Below are 15,670 nucleotides of genomic sequence, written 5' to 3'. Positions count from 1 at the left end.
CTCACGGGCCGGGTGGGCTCACCGTCCGCCTCGGCGCAGCCGGTCCATGAAGCGCTCCAGGCGCTCCAGGCCCAGGGCGATCTCCTCCCGGCTGGCCGCGTAGGACAGGCGCACATGGCTGTCCGCCGTCGCCACCCCGAAGTCGCGTCCCGGCGTCAGCGCCACCCGCGCCTCCTCCAGGGCCCGCACGCAGAAGTCCCAGGAGGTCAGCCCCGTGGCCGACACGTCGAAGTACACGTAGAAGGCGCCGTCGGGCACCACCGGCACGTCAAGACCCAGCCGCCCGAGCCCCTCAAGTGCGAGCCGACGGCGTTCGACGAGCTCGAGCCGGCGCTGCTCGCAGTCGGCCAGCGCCGCTGGCGTGAAGCAGGCCAGCGCCGCCTGCTGCGTGTGCGCCGCCGCGCACAGGAAGAAGTTCACCGCCAGGTTCTCGGCCGCCTCCACCAGCGACTCGGGCACCACCAGCCAGCCCAGCCGCCAGCCCGTCATCGAGAAGTACTTCGAGAAGGAGGACACCACCAGCGCCTCGGGGTCCGTCTCCAGGACCGTGCGCGCCACGCGTCCCTGCTCGTCAGGGTCCGACAGCCCCAGGTAGATCTCGTCCACCACCCGCCACGCCCCGCGCTCACGGGCCGAGGCGCAGATCGCCCCCAGCTCCTCGAAAGGGATCGACGTGCCCGTCGGGTTCGACGGCGTCGCCACCTGCACGGCCGAGGTCGCCGGCGTCCACACCGCCTCCATGAGCGGGCGGCTGAGCTGGTAGCGCGAGGCCGGGCTTGAGGGCGCAAGCACCACCCGGCCCCCGAAGGCCTCCACCAGCTGCCGGTTGCACGGGTAGCACGGGTCCGCCATGACGACGTCGTCGCCCGCCTCCACCGTCAGAGCCGTCGCCAGGACGAGGGCGGCCGATCCTCCCGCCGTCACCAGCACCCGCCGCGGGTCCAGGTCGGTCCCGTGGCGCTGGCGGTACCAGCCCGCGACCGCCTCGCGCAGGGCGGGCAGGCCCGCCGCCGGCGTGTAGGGAAGGGCCCGGCCGTCCATCACCTCACGCATGGCCGCGTGCACGCCCGGGGGAGCGCCGAAGGAGGGCTCTCCCAGGCTCAGCTTGGCCACGTCCTGGCCGGCGGCCTCCAGGGTCTGGGCCCGCGCGCCGATGCTCATCGCGTGAAAGGGCTGGGCGGTCAGGGCGCGGCGGGCGGGCTTCATAGCGCGCAGAGTAGGACGGGCGCCCGGCCCCTGCCCGCAGGGGCCGCCTGCCGGACCGGGTGGTGCCCGCGAGGAGGTAGTGTGTGCTGTGCTGGCGGCGACCGCCGTCGCAGGCGCCCCCATAGCTCAGTGGTTAGAGCAGCGAGCTTATACCTCGTCCGTGCCTGATAAGCACAAGGTCCTGGGTTCGAGTCCCAGTGGGGGTACCACGACATCCTTATACGAACCCGCGTCAAGCGGACTCGGCTCGAGAGCGGTCTCAGCCGACGATGTGCGCTCACCCGTTAGGGTGGGCGTTTTTCGTTGTGAGACCGACACATCGGCGTGGTCGTCTGGGTCTGGTCGGTGGGTGTCGTCTCCGTCGCTCTTCGGACTGACACCGGCCTGCAGGTCTGGTCGGCTCTGGCGGGCGGCCTGGCGGAGGCTGGGGCTGGCCAGCTGGTCGAAGGGCGGGTTGAGGAAGGCAGCGGCACGGGTCTGGCTGTCGTGGTCGTAGGCGCGGATGGGCGCCGAAGCCGGCGCGGACATGTCCTCCAGCTCTTCTGCCTGCCCCATCTCGTCTGTCTCGTCCAGTACTGAAGGCCCGGCTGACGGATCGTAGGCACCGCGCTCTTCCTCGCTGCTGCCCTCCTGCTCCTCGCCGCTGTTCCTCTCGTCCTCCATGTCCTGTGGTGGATGGCTGCCGGGTAGGATGAGGTTGCCGTGCTCGTCGGTGTCGGGGTTGACCAGGACACGGTCGAAGAAGACGGTGTTGAGGAGCTTCTTGAGGTGGTCTGGGGCTGCTTGGTAGAGGCGGTGGCAGTCTTGGAGGAGGTCGAGGGCTTGGGTCAGGTGCTGGCGAACCAGAGTAGCGTCGGCTTGGTAGCCGTCGAGGCGGCGCTGGATGGCGGCTAGCTCGCGGGTGAGGCGGTCCTGTTCGGTCTTGAGCAGGTCTAGGGGCACTGCTCCGGCGTAGTGGGCTTGGAGCAGCTGGTGGCGCTGGTCCTTGAGGTTGGTGCGGCGGGTGGTCAGGGAGCGGATGTCGTGGGCTTTGTGGGTCTCGATGCGGTCGAGCTCGGCCAGTAGGTAGTGCTCGACCGCCTGGCGGTCCTGCTCGCTGAGGTGGATGTGGTGGTAGAGGTCGCTCATGCGGGTCTCGACCTGCTCGATGAGCGCGGCCCGGAAGGTGCAGTCGTGCTTGCGGTGCCTACGGGAGCACACGAAGTACGGATAGACGACCCCACTACCGTTCTTGGCGTTCTGTACCAGGAGACGCGAGCCGCACTGGCCGCAGACGACGGTGGTCTTGAGGTGGTGGTTGTGGATGCGCTGGCGCTCGCCGTTGCGGTGGGAGCTCAGGATGTCCTGAACCTTGTGCCAGGTGGCGGGGTCGGCCAGGGCCTGGTGCTGGCCGGGGTACTCGACTCCCTGGAAGGTCACGACACCGCGGTAGTAGGGGTGGCGTAGCAGGGTATGGAGCCTTCCCTTGGTGATGGGCTTGGCCGGTTTGGTGGGGGTGGCTGGTAGGTCGAGGCCGAGGTCGGCCAGGTGCTTGGCTAGGGCAGCGACGGTCCACTTGCCGGTGGCGTACTCGGTGAAAGCCAGTCGCATCAGGGGTGCGCGGTCGGGGTCGAGCTCGACGGTGCGGATCTCGCGTCCTTGGGCGTCTCGGCCGCGGACGTTGCGGTAGCCCAGTGGTGCTTTGCCGATGGTGCCGCCACTACGGGCTTTCTCGCCCATGCCCTTGATGACCTCGCTGGCCAGGTTACGGGAGTAGAACTCGGCGATGGAGCTCATGATGCCGTGCAACAGGACGCCGCCGGGGGTCTGGTCGATGTTCTCTGACGTGGACACCAGGCGGACGCCGACCTCCTCGAAGGCCCGGTTGATCTCCACGTCGTCAGCCCTGTTGCGGGCTAGGCGGTCGAGCTTGTGGACGATGACGTAGTCCACGTCCCCGGCCTGGCGCAGGTAGACCAGCATCTTCTGCAGCTCGGGGCGGTTGGCGCTGCGGGCCGACTCGCCTCGGTCGACAAACTCCTTGACCACCAGCGCGCCCATGGAAGCAGCCTTCTTCTTGTTAGCCTCCCGCTGAGCCGGGATGGAGAAGCCCTCCTCGGTGCCCGCCCGCTCGGCCTGCTCGCGGGTGGAGACTCGGATGTAAGACACCGCGCGTTTGGGTGTCAGTGCCGCCGACATCGCCGCCAGAGGATCAGGAGTTGGTGGCGCGACCGAAGTGTGCGGGACGGTTGGCGGGTTCATTGAGGCCTCCGTTCGGTGCTGGTGCCGCCAGGTCGGCTCAGGTCGGCGTGTTGGGGTGCGTCCCCTACGGCCTGGTGATTGGTCGCATCGAGGTGCGGCGGCCCTTGCATAGCCTGGCCGTCGATGGTGAGCAGGCTGGTGTGGTGACGACCCAGGACTTCACGGACAGACAAGGCCTCCTCAGCGCTCAGAGCGGCTGGCGGCCAGTTGGTGGTGCACAGGTAGCGGACACCGGTTTCCTCGATAGCGCGTAGCGCCATGGCTAGGCCGATGGTGCGGCCCTCCAGATCGTGGAACCCGGTGGCGACCTCCAATCCCGCGTGCTGGCAGTAGCGCCGCAGCACAGTGGCCTGCTGGGTGACTTCGGCCAAGCGTTGACCGTGGATGTAGATGACGACACCCTCGCCGTTGGGTTCAGTTGGTGTGGTTCTGGGCATGAAATGGCTCCTCCCCTCGGTATTTCTTAGTTATTGGCGCAAGAGATCAGAACGGTCCTGCCTCTGCTTCTATTGACGCTCAGTTAGCGTGAAGAGTCAAGTTGAAATTACCTGGCTTCACTTGATTTGTAAAAGGTACTCATAGGCGACACTGGAAACAATGCAGAGAATATGCTTCTAAAATTAAAGATACTAGATGGCTTATGGCGCGTATTGGTGGATATATCCCCTCTCTGATGACTGGCTTCCACGGGAAGCACTATGGACCTTTCTGGATAAGCCTGGTCAGTTGCTCGGCACTGGCGGCGATGGCGAACAGGCCGGGTGTGAGGCGGTGGTCGGCGCGGATCTGGGCATCGAGGCGAGCTGCTCGCTGGGGTTCATTGAGCAGCCAGACGACCTGGGGGTAGTAGCCGTCCTGGGCTTGTTGGGCGCCGGTATCTAAGTGGGCCTGGTAGTGGTGGCACTTGGCTAGGAGCCGGGCGGGATTCTCGGTGGCCAGGTCGACCTCAAGCAGCCAGTGGTCCTGTTCACCATCCTTGGTGGTGGTGATAGCCTCGAGGTCGGGCTTGAGCCAGTGGCGGGCGCCTCCCAATCCGCTCCAGGAGCGCCAGCAGTCCGGTTCGGTGCGCAGCAGGGTGAGGTGTCCGCCGGCGTCGTGAGCTGCTTGCTCGATCACCGCCCTCACCTCGGTGATGGCCAGGGTGTGAGCCAGGAAGGCGTGAGAGGGCTCGCCGTAGCGGCGCCGGTTGGCGTGCTCGGGGGCGACCAGACGATGACCAGGCTCGCGCAGGTGCCAGACGTAGCCGGTGGAGCCTGCCCGGACCCCGCCGATACGACGCTGAAGGTGCTCGACCAGTCCCAGACGTCGGTGGCGGTCCAGGCGACGGGTGGTCTGCCGCAACGCTGAGCGTCCCGTGGCCCAGTGACCGGTGATGTTCACGATCTGAGCCAGCTGGCCGGTGGTGGCGTAGCGGTGGATAGCCAGCAGAGCCAGCAATCTGCGGTCGATAGTGTCGAGCTGATCAGCGATCTGAGCCAGCTGTTGCCTCCCTATTCGTCCAGGGGTGCTCGTCATCGTTGTTCTTGCGGTTCTCATGTTTGTCTGCCCCCTCCTCTCGACATCTCGTGCCTTGTGGCGTGTTGCCCGCGGTCGGCGAGCAGCCGAGTACGGCTGCTAGTCACCTCCCGTGTTCGCCCACCGGCTGCAAAGTCACGGCGTTTGATAGGCGTAGCGGCTGCAGCGGCTGGTCGGGCGGTTCGTCGACCGACGCGTCGCCTCCATGGCCCCATACGATGACGGTTCATAGCGTCCCCTCTTGACTGCTGGCGTCTGACTTGGGTGAGTTGGTGCGAGGTCTGCGCCCGATAACCAGCCCACCACCGGGACGTACGGCCGTCCCCGGCGCTGCGGACGCCCGACCAGTGGCGGTACCGTCGGTGAGGTTGGGTGTCGTTGGTGGGGTTAGTCCGAGGCGACTGAGGAGGCTGGCCTCGACCTCATGGGCGTCCTGTCCGTAGTGGCTGGCGCTGGCGGCGCGCAGCTCGACCGGGTCGGTGATAACTGGAGGCAGCGGCAAAGTAGTGGCCCTCGCCCAGGGCTGGGCCTGCCCGCGGTGGACGGTACGGGTATAGACGCCGAATCGTGGCAGCAGCTGGAAGTCGGCGGCCTCCAGTCCTGGGACGAGGCGGGCAGTCTCGGCGGCGTCGGTAGCGGACAAGCCGAAGATGATCTTGTTGTGCGCGTTGGCATCGATCCCGGCCCGTAGGCGTGGTGGCAGCTGGGCGCGGTACTGGTGAGCCAGGTGGAATGCCACCCCTAAGGAGCGGGCCTGGGCCAGGGCGTCGGCCAGGTCTCCGGGCAGAGACAGGTAGTCTTGGACCTCGTCGATATAGATACTGACCACGTGACGCCGCTCTGGGCGTATGGTGGCTCTGGCTAGGACGAGCGGCCACAGTTGTCCGATCAGTAGGCTGCCCAGGAGCCGGGCGGACTCGGTGCCCAGAACGCCCTTGTTGAGAGAGACCAACACGATGCGGCGGCGAGTCAGCAGGTCGGTCAGGTTGAAGGACGGGGCGGACTGTCCCAGGGTGCTGCGAAGCTGGGGTCGGATCAGGAAGGTCTGGAGTCTGGTGAGCACCGGGGCAATCCACTGCATGCGCTGCGCCTCGCTCAGGGCTTCGTAGGTGTCCCAGAACTGCCTGGTGCCCAGCGGGTCCGCCACGGTGGCGGTAATGCGGTGCCGGTAGGCGGGGTTGGTCAGCAGCAGCGGCAGATCCACCAGCGTGGCGTCCGGGGTGCGAGCCAGGGTTAGTAGGCTTGCGGTCAGGACCTGCTCGATGCGCACGCCCCAGGCATCAGCGAACAGTGTCTTGAAGGTCGCCAGCACGGTGTCGGTTACTACCTCAGGACGCCGACCACGGCTACCGGGGGCCAGCGGGTTGAGTCCCACCGGCGTCGGGCTGGTGGGATCGATGACGACCACGTCCCCGTGTCGTTCAGGTGGGATGCGGGACAGTAGATCGGTAACCAGGTCGGTCTTGGGGTCAATGAGCAGCACCCCGCGCCCGGCACGGATGTCGGCCAAGGCGAGGTTGGCCATGACGGTGGACTTGCCGGCACCTGTCGGTCCGAGCAGCACGGTGTGTAGCAGTGCATCTCCGATACTGATACCCAGACGTTGATCGCTCTGCTCCTGGGTGCCAGTAGCGAATACACGACTGCGGTCCCGCGCCCCGGGCAGCGGTAGGTGCCGGGGATGGGCTCCCGGAGTTGCGGGAAGGTCGGTCTGCCCGACTGGCCAGCCGTTCAGGCACAGGATCTCCGCCGCGTTCAAGGTCAGCGGATAACGCCACGGGCGGCGGGCGTGGTTCAGACGATCCGGAGTTTCGGGGTGGGCGTGCAAGCGCGCCCCGGCGCTCTCAGCAACCCGCAACGCTCCTAGCAGGTTCTGCAGTAGCAGGCGCCGCCTTGATGCTGTGGCAGCAGTGACACCCAGGCGGACACCTACTCCCGCCCGGTGCCGAGCAGTGTGAGCGCGGCGCTGTCGAGTGGTCTCGCTGCCTGCTGGTGGAGTACGCAACCCCAGTAGATCCAGCCATCCGGTTGGCGGAGTCTCGCCTGTGCTCAGGGAAGGTTGGTAACGCCGCCCGACGTGGACCTGGATGACCAGCTCCTCACCATCCCCGGCGGCGGCCATGGCAGCCAGGACTGCCCGAGCCGCGGCTTCCAACCGCTCGCTCGATAGCGGCAGGCTCGCCCGGCGTACTCCCAGCCGTAGTGCTGCATTCACCAGGGTGCGACTGGAGGTTAGTGTAGTGGTGCGGCTGCCAGGCGACAGATGATAGATAATGTCATCTAGATGCTGGTGAGACTTTGCTCCCAGAAGGTAACGTACCCGTCCACCAGTAGCACGGGCCTCCATCACCAGATGCCCCAGATGAGCATCCACTACCAACCGCTCTACCACCTGGGTCGCAGTTTCGACGCTCATCGGTAGCGCCAGATGCAGTTGACGCCACTGCAGCGAGTTTCGGGATTCTCGGCTCATAACCGCCTCTCCTCATTCATTGTCCGCCTGGCAGATGAGATGGCTGAAGTTATGGATGTAGTGGTTGTGCCCTCACTGGCTGGGGTAACGCCAAGGTCGTCCGACTGGGCTGACGACCCGCTATTGTTGGCACCCTCAACTACCGAGCTATTTCCGCTGCCGTCATGACTGTTGCTCATGATGGCGAGCAAGATGCGGGCCAGTTCGCGGTGATCCAGCCCTGTACGGTGCAGTGGTACCAGGCGGACGGTGCGGAAGGCCGCCGGTCGCCCACCCCGGCGGGATCTTGGGCGGTTCACGGTCCAGCCCTCCGGCGCCTCACCACTGGCTGCGCCGCCACCGGGCGATCCCCGTCACGGCGGCGACGATGACGAGCCCTCCGACGAGCCACATCCAGGCACTTTGCAGCAGCTCGACGATCCACTTCAGCCCGATCGCGATGAACACCAGGCCGACGCCGGCGCGCAGCAGACTCCCAGACAGGGAGCTCCTCGAGTCGCTCAAGACACCTCGCTCCTTTCACACGCTGCCTGCTCACGACAAACCCTCCGATACGTCCGGTGGGCACCCGCCGGTCCTGGAAGTTGGCGCGGTCGCGGTGACGTCAGCCCTACTTGTCTGGGGCTCAGATTCAGGTGCACTATCTGGCTGGGCGTAACACGGGACCGGATAGCCGGGCAAACGGATATCAGAGGGGACCTCGTTGCCCCATACCGCCCAGTCGGCCCGGGACTCCGGCCGACGGCGAGCGAACAACTCCAGGTACGGCCCCGGGCTGACCCGCTCGATGATGGCGAACTGCTCAGCCGGTTTCCGCGAGTGCTCCGTAACCGGGGCGTTGAACCAGGTCGGCTGGGAGCGGAACCCCACCGGTGCCCGACCCCGGGTGCAGAACAACAGGTGCTCGGTCGCGTTGCGCAACTGGCTGGGGCCCGAGAGCCCCAGGCGGAACTTCACCCACGTCAACGGGCTGCGCACCGTGAACCCCCAGGCTCGGGCTACTTCGTAGGCCCGAGGCAGCAGCGCATTGGTCGTCCACAGCCACAGGTGCGCGTCCGGCGCAGCCAGTTCAGCCACCGGCAGCCCCATGATCCGCTCCAGGCTCATGGTGCGGTAATACCGCTCCCCACCCTGAGCCGGCCACGGTGGGTCCGCAAGGATAGTGCGGAAACCACCGGTTGGCACCTCCGCCATGTCGTGACCGGTATTGGTCTCCTTGATCTTGTCAACATTCATATGCGTTCTTCTCCTTTCGTGAATTACGTGTCTATGCCCCATATTTTGCATAATTGTCGCACCTAAACAAGGGGCGAGGTCGCGCAACTTCAGGCGACACGACGCCCTTTATTTCTCTGAACAGGCAGAGGTAAGAACGGGCTGCCAGACCGCCAACCCTCGCTTGCGATACTGGATGGGTGCGAATAAGGGCAGGCAGAGCGTCTGCTGTTTTTTTCACAACAACCCTGAACAGAAAGCGGCCGAGGTGGTCGAGGAGCTATCTACACGCCGTTACTAGTGCCTATGGTTGGTCGTCTCGGAAAGAACGGGACACTTCCAGCATCGCCAGGGCCGCCTCCAGGGCGGCCGTGTCCTGATGACGCTTGACCTCGACCGCTCGGCGTATCACCGCCGTCTGCTCCGTCTCCGGGCCGCTACCCGAGACTGAATGAAGCGGTGCTCCAGGACGCGGAAGCCACCTGGCTTTGCGGTAGCGTTCCTCGTCCCAAACGAACCACGCCACCCAGCCCACCAGACACAGCGCCGCCAGTCCGATGACGGAACCCAGGGCCCAGACCATGACGCCCACCCTCCCTCAGTGCCCGGACTCAGAAGCCGGCGATAGCCCGGGCAGCGCCCAGCCCGTAGGCCTTGATGATGGCTTCGTAGTACGGCGCGCCAGCAGGAGCGGCTGTGTAGCACTGCTCCGCCAAACCCACTAGCGCGGTGGTGTTGCTCAGCGCCCCAGAGGCCAGCACCGCTCGTGCCTGATCCCGGGCATGAGCCACCTCGGCTCGTCCCAGCACCGTGTCCACCTCACGCCGAGTACTGCGCGCTACCGCCCGCGACGACGGAGCCTGGAACGGCATGACCCCTGTCCCGTACGCCTCCGGAACCTGCGAAATCAGCTCACCAGACATGGTCAATCCTCTCCGAAACGCCCGCCCGACCCGCCCGGCCCATCCGGCGAGGCTGATAACAGCCGATGCGGACACGATCGAAAGTAAACCGTTGAAACCACGGCGTAAAGCGTAAGCGTGATAACACCGAAGAGAGCGCCGAAAGGGCATGATCATCCAATGCCGAACCAGCCAGACAACCCAGCACGCCACGAGGCCTCAGTCGCACCAGAACAAGCCAAACCCGCCAACGACTCTCCACCAACGAGCACGGAGTCCGAGCCGGGCACGCCAACCGGCACCAACGCACCCACAGACGTCCGCCGCTACCCCGACTACCTCATGGATTTCCCGCCAGACATCGACCCCGACACTGCTCAGCGCTGGCAACGCTTCTTCGAACTACGCGAAGACATCCTCCTCGACTACAGCTACCACACCGCCCGTGCCTACTGGACAGACCTCCAAGACATCTTCGAATGGGCCATCCAACGCAACAAAGACATCCTCAACCTCACCGAACGCGACCTCACCCAGTACCGCGCCCTTCTCCGCCGCCGCAAGTACTCCGAGAACACGATCCGCCGCCGCATGGTCACCTGGAACAAGTTCCAAGCACGCTTGGAGCAAGACGCTGGCCCCCAGACCTGAGCCAGCGGTGACTCCTCAGCTAGCCGGAGGGCAGCCTTCCCACACGCCGGACACGCCGCTGCGGCAGCCCCAGAGGCGGCTGGCAGGCAGCACCAAACCCCGCGACACCGCCCAATCGCGACACAACTCGCTCACGAAATCGCGCGGACGGCACCAGTGACGAGTAAACTACTCTGCCATGGGTCGCGAGCCCGGCAGCACCAGGGTGCTGATGACCGGCAACAACATGTGGACGTCACCGAAGGACGTCCGCACAGCACGTTGTGAGCTCTCGCAGCAAAACCGCTGCATCCCTTCAGCGAGCATCCCTGGCCTGGACCGCACCACAAACGTCACCTCTGCATCCACCAGAAGAACCACCATGCGACATACCAACTGAAGCCGTTGCGTGCGCTGACATGCAACGGCTATGGACACGCCGGTATTAATTGTTGTATACTATGGGTATAAACAATTACACGGCATGCTCCTATGAAGAACCCTGAGCACACGAGCAACAACGAAAGGAAGCGTCAACGCGCGATCCGTGAAGCGTTTGGACGCATCGCGCGCCGGCTGCTGCAAGAGGACTGGAACCCAATGCCTAAGTTAGCAACAAGAGACAGAGTCCGCGAGAAGGATAAGACTGAGACATTTGAAGAGAAGCGAGCGAGGATTCTGAAGCGCAAGCTCAAGTACAAAAAGGATTCGCGTAAGCGGTTTGTCCCAGCGACCAACTATCGGAACGCACCGCGCCAAACAAACACGCCGATACCCAAACTGACGAATTCAAGGGAACCGCAAGATCAAATCAATGACATGGCATCGTAGTTGACGGTGAGAGAAGTTCGTGTTTGCTAAAAGGCGCGATCGTCTCATAAAGACGCCACAACCAGTGGGGGCGACTAACCGTGCATGTCCTGATTGCAACTCGCTCATAGCATACGCACGCAATTATGCCGATGCATATGACGGCCAACAGGAATGGTTAGTCAGAAGGGTACGCACCTACGAGTTGATGGACAGCAATTCGCTCCGCTGCCACTTCTCGTATGATATAGACTTCGCCAGGCTTCAGTCGTTTGGCCTCGAAGAGCAGTTTGGCCAAATGGTCGTCCCTCTAGACGGTCTCGGGAGGCGGCCGTTTGTTTCTGTTAGCCTTCAAGGACCGTGGGGTGCTGGCGCCTGCCTAGCTACTCGCAGGGAAAACACGCGCATTGCATGCTATATTTTGTTCGGCAAACTAAATAAAATAGGCGTGCCTTTACATAGGGTCGAGCAGTCGACTATACAACTCGTATACGATATCCTGCTGGGCGTAGATAAAGAGACCGTATCGGACGCGTTAGATAAACTTGATGCGGCTGCCGAGTGCAATGGTCGTATCGACAGTTCTACCACAGAATGGGATAGCTGGATAAGAAACGAGAGTTTTCGCGACCTTATCAAGTGGTTCGCTAATGGTTTCCTTCTGTGCGTAAGCATGCCGGCTTCTCGATCTGTTCCTCGCGGCGTGTTGAAAATTCGGTGGATCGAGACGCTTTCTGCGTGGGGAGTGGGGCACAACGGCACGGAAGGTGTTGCGCGCGGGTTTCGAGAGTTGGTTTACGGAATTCGTCGCCGGTTGTCATTCTATGGAATTTGCCCTCCAGTAATTGGATTTGAAGAGTTTCTTGACCCGGACATCAGCACACACTTCAGGTTTGTTGTACCGCCAGGTATGCGCCCAGAGATGGTGTCATCCGATGAAGACATGACAGTTCAATACAGCGGTAACATAGTATCATTCTATCGTAGGGCTTCGCCTGTTGATGACGATGAGGTGGAGCCCGTTGATGACTATGCAGTGGCGAGACCGAGACTCTTTCTGAACGTAAAGCGCGCCCTGTTTACGTTTCCTGCGCTAATTGGGTCGATCGTGTCGCTCTCTGTCGTCTGCACTATTTCTTACGGATATCTGATAGAAAAGGCGTCTAAAGACGTATCAGACGCCGTGACTATCGCAGCTCTTCTTCCAGCATTGATCGCGTCATACGTTGCGCTCAACGATGAACATGAGTCTGTCAGCGTTGCCTTGGGATTTAGACGCCTGCTGCTCGTACTGGGTGTACTTGGCGCTATCCTGTTCGCATTGATCACTTCAACATGGAATACTTGCGGAAAGTTGAGCGTCGATCAATGCAGATTCGTAATGACGACGATTTTGCTCGAGTGGTCGCTGATCGCATTCTTCTTGTTTGAAGTTGTTAGGGTGGAGACGTGGCGCCACGAGTGCAGCCGAAGATACAGAGGCGCGTGGCTAGCCGGTCTTACCGTTTTGGCGATTAGCGTCCTTGTTGGGGGTGCTTATGGCTTATTTTCTCAGGACCCCTGGTCGTACGTACCGGCGAACCTGAGGTGAGTCCTACCCGGGTCTGCTTACGGCCGCGATAGTCGTGCTCACTACCCGCTGCATTATCACTTGGAGGCGGGATCTCCTATGCGGGCGGCGGACGGGTCGTCTGTCTGGAGACCGACAGGCGGCAGAGCGTACAGTTGTAGGAAGATAGGGCAATGCTCACCTGCCAACCGCAATGCTCGATGCTGATCGTCCGGTCGCGACTATTGTTGGAGTGCTGCAAAATCAGTGTGGTCGGCAGGGTCATTGGGGAGCGTTTGGCGGCCAGCAACTGCCACCGCTACTTGCATCGTCGAGGTAACCTTCACGCCAATCTGTCTTCCGACGTAGTTTTAGCCTAGTCCAGGTGGTGATCGAGGTTTGGGCTAGGTGTGGCAATGGTTCACTCGCTGGTGATGAAAGTGACCTGGCGTCACTCGCGCTTCATTTCTTCAGTGTCCGTCCCCGTATGATCACTGCGATTGCTCTTGCCGGGCTTCCGTGCAATCACAAGTGTTGCGGGCACGCCCACCGCGGCACCTTCTACTGACGATCGAAGCACGCTACGCCACGGCTGGGGAATGATGTCGATGTTGGGAGTTGTAAGCACCCACGCCGTGATGATCAGGGTCAGTACCAAGCCAGCCATTGAGTAACGCACCCAACTCCGGCCCAAGAACGATGTCGTGACCCGGTCCGCCGCTTCGTCGATTTGAGTCGCAATTTCAGGGGCGTGTTTGCAAATTAGATCATACGATGCTGAGGATGCTGCCGCATCGATGTCAAATGCGTGAGATGGCAGTTCTTGGTCGTTCGCGATTCCGAGACTTCCGACCAATTGACGAGCGACTTGCTCGTATGAGCCGTTTGACATGAGTTGCTTGGTCACGGCTTGCGCTGTTGCTGTGGCCGTGCTTGCCTCGATCGAGACGTTGATGCTAGCAAGCGCCGAGGCGATCGCTGTAAGGGACTCATCGGGAATCATTGGCCTAGTGAGTCGAACCACACTGTCTTGAAGGCTAGTTAACGCGGCGCGCATTGGCTCGTAGTCCTTCAAAAGAGCGGTGGTGAGAGCGGTGTTGTTGGTCGAGAACGCATCGAGTCCGGCTGCTGCCGCTACCGACCGCGTCATAGCCTGCCTAGCGGATTCACTCAGCACAGGTTGTGAAATAGACATGACAGCACGGTTCCACGTGGCGAGAGCACTCAACGTCTCGGTGGCCACTAGAGACTGCGGCGACAACTCGAGCGCACGTGCCACGGTAGACATAACCGTGTCGAGACCCTTCAGGTTCTCTGGCTTGAGGATGCTGAGGCTATGCGCTATCTGAGTCGTGCTTGCGAGACTCTGACTGGCGCCAAAGAGATCGGTGTGAGTCCCACTTGAGCTGTCAGCTGCTGCGGTCATGCGTCGATCGTACGACGCACGCATGACACGTATACGGTGGCGGCTGCCGCGGCGGTATCGCTTACCGAAGTGTGGCCGTCGCCCCACCAGCCCGTACCCGCATCTAGCAACCCTCAGTTGCGAGGCCCCATCAACTCCCGCGCCTCCACGTCCAGTTTCTCTGCGATCTTCTCCACGCTCTTCAGTGTCAGGTTGCGCTCACCACGCTCGATGCCACCCATGTAGGTACGGTGCACGCCGAGCGCCTCAGCTAAGGCCTCTTGGCTCAGGCCACGCTCCAGCCTGTAGGCACGCAGGTTCCTGCCTACCACCTTCTGGAGATCGCCAACAGCCACGGGCTCAAGGCTGGAGTTGACGCTACTTGCTGGTCTACAGACTTATGAGTAGCATCGGGAGTGCCAGATGAACCATAGGAGGTGAGCACTATGCAGGGCGGCGGCGACTGATCCCAGCAGAGCCTGGACGGGCTCTTACGCTGCCTCGCGATCTTGCCCATCGCGGGGCAGTTCGGTTTGCAGCGTCCAGGTCACGGAGAAGCCGCTCTTGGGCAGTAACCAGCCTGCCGCATCGACTGAGGCTACGTTCCCAGCCGCCACGGCCGGACTGTGGCTGATCTGTACGGTGCGGCCACCAGCGACGTTGTCCGTGACAGTGAGCTCGGCGATGTTGGTATCCGTGTAGTCGATCTGTAGAGAGAAACCCCGGGCCGGCTGTGGGAGCTGTAGGTAGAGGCGGTGGCCCCAGGTCGGCGTGACGGTCCGGAAGACCTGGCGGATCCTGACCGGCTCACCGCTACAGGCGGCGGCGTCGAGGTTGACGCTGTAGGTCTGGCCGGTCTTGCGAGCGGTGCGGCGGATCGGTTGTGGACGGCCATCGACGGTGAGCTCGAGGAGTTCGTAGGCGTCCTTGCTGGCGGCATCCATGCCCGGCCGCGGCCTCATCAGCCACGGGGAGGTCGCGGGTAGGTCGAGCAGGAGCTCGCGATACTCTTCCCTGTCCGAGACACAGGCAAAGCGCCGTACTGGGCCACTTGGAATCGTGGCGTATTCCCATTCCACTGTAACGGTGAATAGAGGAGTACCTATGGTACTCCTCTCTAGTGCACTAGAGAGCCGGACTCGGACTTCAACGTCATACCAACGTTCAGCAGCCCGAATCGCCTGGTCACGAATATCTTCGTAGATCTCGCGGGCGAACTGCTCGTCGCCAAGGCGCAACGACATGACGTTGCTAGCGATACTGTCCAGCAGATTGGGGTTAGCAACTCGCTCCAGGTCCTCAGGGTGGATCGCGAAACCTTCGATCACCGCATCGCGCATAGCGGGAGCCTGCTCATGAATGATCCGACGAAACTGCTCGACCGTGGCCTCGTCCTGATCACGGCGGAAGGTGTACTCAAACAAGGTGGACAGCAACCCAGCGCCAAAGAGCGTGCCACCGAGTTCACCCAGCGGTAGCGAGTGCAGCCAGTCCCACGAGCCGAGGTCTAGGTGGTCCAGCCAGCCACTGAGCATCATTAGCAGGATACCGGCCAGGGTCAGGGAGATAGCCAGCAGGGCCGCCTTGGCCTTGCGGAGGCGGTGGATCAATGTTGTGCTTGTCCTTCTTTTCGTCATTACCGTAATTCATTGTAGCAAACATGAGCGGAAATGAACAGATAGTGACGAATGTCGGCTTCGCCGTACCGCAAAATAGGTGGTTGG

General features: G+C 62.6%; 14 protein-coding genes, 1 tRNA gene and 1 pseudogene. 5 read left to right on the top strand and 11 right to left on the bottom strand.

The window, feature by feature from the left end; genetic code table 11:
- Window positions 1–18: 18 nt before the first annotated feature.
- The gene (locus tag ACSJJR_RS03255; RefSeq protein WP_435942029.1) at window positions 19–1,206 is read right to left on the bottom strand and encodes an aminotransferase class I/II-fold pyridoxal phosphate-dependent enzyme; all 1,188 of its coding nucleotides are present in this window, start codon (window positions 1,204–1,206) and stop codon (window positions 19–21) included.
- Window positions 1,207–1,321: 115 nt separating this feature from the next.
- On the opposite strand from ACSJJR_RS03255, the gene ACSJJR_RS03250 reads away from it, so the two are divergent.
- Both ACSJJR_RS03250 and ACSJJR_RS03245 read left to right on the top strand, forming a co-directional pair.
- Window positions 1,322–1,415, top strand: a tRNA-Ile gene (locus ACSJJR_RS03250).
- A 493-nt stretch (window positions 1,416–1,908) separates the two neighbouring features.
- Entirely contained in the window at window positions 1,909–2,100 is a 192-nt protein-coding gene (locus ACSJJR_RS03245; RefSeq protein ID WP_435942027.1) for a hypothetical protein, read from the top strand.
- A gap of 315 nt (window positions 2,101–2,415) precedes the next feature.
- Here ACSJJR_RS03245 and ACSJJR_RS03240 read toward each other — a convergent pair.
- The 7 genes and pseudogenes from ACSJJR_RS03240 to ACSJJR_RS03210 form a co-directional block, all read right to left on the bottom strand.
- Window positions 2,416–3,384 (bottom strand): annotated as a pseudogene (locus tag ACSJJR_RS03240) (recombinase family protein); the annotation flags it as partial.
- Between the two features lie 59 nt (window positions 3,385–3,443).
- A complete protein-coding gene (locus ACSJJR_RS03235; protein WP_435942026.1) occupies window positions 3,444–3,884 on the bottom strand; it encodes a hypothetical protein in 441 nt (146 codons plus the stop codon).
- Window positions 3,885–4,143: 259 nt separating this feature from the next.
- Window positions 4,144–4,962, bottom strand: a complete 819-nt coding sequence (locus ACSJJR_RS03230; protein ID WP_435942024.1) for a replication-relaxation family protein — start codon at window positions 4,960–4,962, stop codon at window positions 4,144–4,146.
- A 226-nt stretch (window positions 4,963–5,188) separates the two neighbouring features.
- A complete protein-coding gene (locus ACSJJR_RS03225) occupies window positions 5,189–6,487 on the bottom strand; it encodes a type IV secretory system conjugative DNA transfer family protein (protein WP_435942023.1) in 1,299 nt (432 codons plus the stop codon).
- A 1,266-nt stretch (window positions 6,488–7,753) separates the two neighbouring features.
- Entirely contained in the window at window positions 7,754–7,939 is a 186-nt protein-coding gene (locus ACSJJR_RS03220; protein ID WP_435942021.1) for a hypothetical protein, read from the bottom strand.
- Between the two features lie 30 nt (window positions 7,940–7,969).
- Window positions 7,970–8,671, bottom strand: a complete 702-nt coding sequence (locus tag ACSJJR_RS03215; protein WP_435942019.1) for an MT-A70 family methyltransferase — start codon at window positions 8,669–8,671, stop codon at window positions 7,970–7,972.
- 590 nt (window positions 8,672–9,261) lie between these two features.
- Window positions 9,262–9,573 (bottom strand): phosphoenolpyruvate carboxylase, encoded by a 312-nt coding sequence (locus tag ACSJJR_RS03210; RefSeq protein ID WP_435942018.1) that lies wholly within the window; start codon window positions 9,571–9,573, stop codon window positions 9,262–9,264.
- Window positions 9,574–9,732: 159 nt separating this feature from the next.
- Here ACSJJR_RS03210 and ACSJJR_RS03205 point away from each other — a divergent pair, with 159 nt between their 5' ends.
- From ACSJJR_RS03205 to ACSJJR_RS03195, 3 genes are all read left to right on the top strand, one after another.
- A complete protein-coding gene (locus ACSJJR_RS03205) occupies window positions 9,733–10,203 on the top strand; it encodes a site-specific integrase (RefSeq protein WP_435942016.1) in 471 nt (156 codons plus the stop codon).
- Between the two features lie 471 nt (window positions 10,204–10,674).
- Window positions 10,675–11,013: a hypothetical protein gene (locus tag ACSJJR_RS03200; protein ID WP_435942014.1), complete on the top strand. Its 339-nt coding sequence runs from the start codon at window positions 10,675–10,677 to the stop codon at window positions 11,011–11,013.
- 187 nt (window positions 11,014–11,200) lie between these two features.
- Window positions 11,201–12,583, top strand: a complete 1,383-nt coding sequence (locus ACSJJR_RS03195; protein WP_435942012.1) for a hypothetical protein — start codon at window positions 11,201–11,203, stop codon at window positions 12,581–12,583.
- Window positions 12,584–12,992: 409 nt separating this feature from the next.
- On the opposite strand, the gene ACSJJR_RS03190 is transcribed toward ACSJJR_RS03195, so the two are convergent.
- From ACSJJR_RS03190 to ACSJJR_RS03180, 3 genes are all read right to left on the bottom strand, one after another.
- On the bottom strand, window positions 12,993–13,967 hold the full coding sequence (locus tag ACSJJR_RS03190) for a hypothetical protein (protein ID WP_435942011.1): 975 nt from the start codon (window positions 13,965–13,967) through the stop codon (window positions 12,993–12,995).
- A gap of 113 nt (window positions 13,968–14,080) precedes the next feature.
- Window positions 14,081–14,302 (bottom strand): helix-turn-helix domain-containing protein, encoded by a 222-nt coding sequence (locus tag ACSJJR_RS03185; protein ID WP_435942009.1) that lies wholly within the window; start codon window positions 14,300–14,302, stop codon window positions 14,081–14,083.
- 135 nt (window positions 14,303–14,437) lie between these two features.
- On the bottom strand, window positions 14,438–15,583 hold the full coding sequence (locus tag ACSJJR_RS03180; RefSeq protein ID WP_435942007.1) for a hypothetical protein: 1,146 nt from the start codon (window positions 15,581–15,583) through the stop codon (window positions 14,438–14,440).
- Between the last annotated feature and the right edge of the window lie 87 nt (window positions 15,584–15,670).

Source organism: Actinomyces sp. W5033, assembly GCF_051303165.1.
The sequence above is the reverse complement of the archived record's forward strand: the minus strand, read 5'-3'. Positions and strand labels throughout refer to the sequence as shown.

Excerpts from the sequence above, each read along its gene's own strand:
- ACSJJR_RS03255 (WP_435942029.1), bottom strand. The coding sequence starts at position 1,206 with ATGAAGCCCGCCCGCCGCGCCCTGACCGCCCAGCCCTTTCACGCGATG.
- ACSJJR_RS03235 (WP_435942026.1), bottom strand. The coding sequence starts at position 3,884 with ATGCCCAGAACCACACCAACTGAACCCAACGGCGAGGGTGTCGTCATC.
- ACSJJR_RS03230 (WP_435942024.1), bottom strand. The coding sequence starts at position 4,962 with ATGACGAGCACCCCTGGACGAATAGGGAGGCAACAGCTGGCTCAGATC.
- ACSJJR_RS03225 (WP_435942023.1), bottom strand. The coding sequence starts at position 6,487 with ATGGCCAACCTCGCCTTGGCCGACATCCGTGCCGGGCGCGGGGTGCTG.
- ACSJJR_RS03215 (WP_435942019.1), bottom strand. The coding sequence starts at position 8,671 with ATGAATGTTGACAAGATCAAGGAGACCAATACCGGTCACGACATGGCG.
- ACSJJR_RS03210 (WP_435942018.1), bottom strand. The coding sequence starts at position 9,573 with ATGTCTGGTGAGCTGATTTCGCAGGTTCCGGAGGCGTACGGGACAGGG.
- ACSJJR_RS03205 (WP_435942016.1), top strand. The coding sequence starts at position 9,733 with ATGCCGAACCAGCCAGACAACCCAGCACGCCACGAGGCCTCAGTCGCA.
- ACSJJR_RS03200 (WP_435942014.1), top strand. The coding sequence starts at position 10,675 with ATGAAGAACCCTGAGCACACGAGCAACAACGAAAGGAAGCGTCAACGC.
- ACSJJR_RS03195 (WP_435942012.1), top strand. The coding sequence starts at position 11,201 with ATGGACAGCAATTCGCTCCGCTGCCACTTCTCGTATGATATAGACTTC.
- ACSJJR_RS03190 (WP_435942011.1), bottom strand. The coding sequence starts at position 13,967 with ATGACCGCAGCAGCTGACAGCTCAAGTGGGACTCACACCGATCTCTTT.
- ACSJJR_RS03180 (WP_435942007.1), bottom strand. The coding sequence starts at position 15,583 with ATGACGAAAAGAAGGACAAGCACAACATTGATCCACCGCCTCCGCAAG.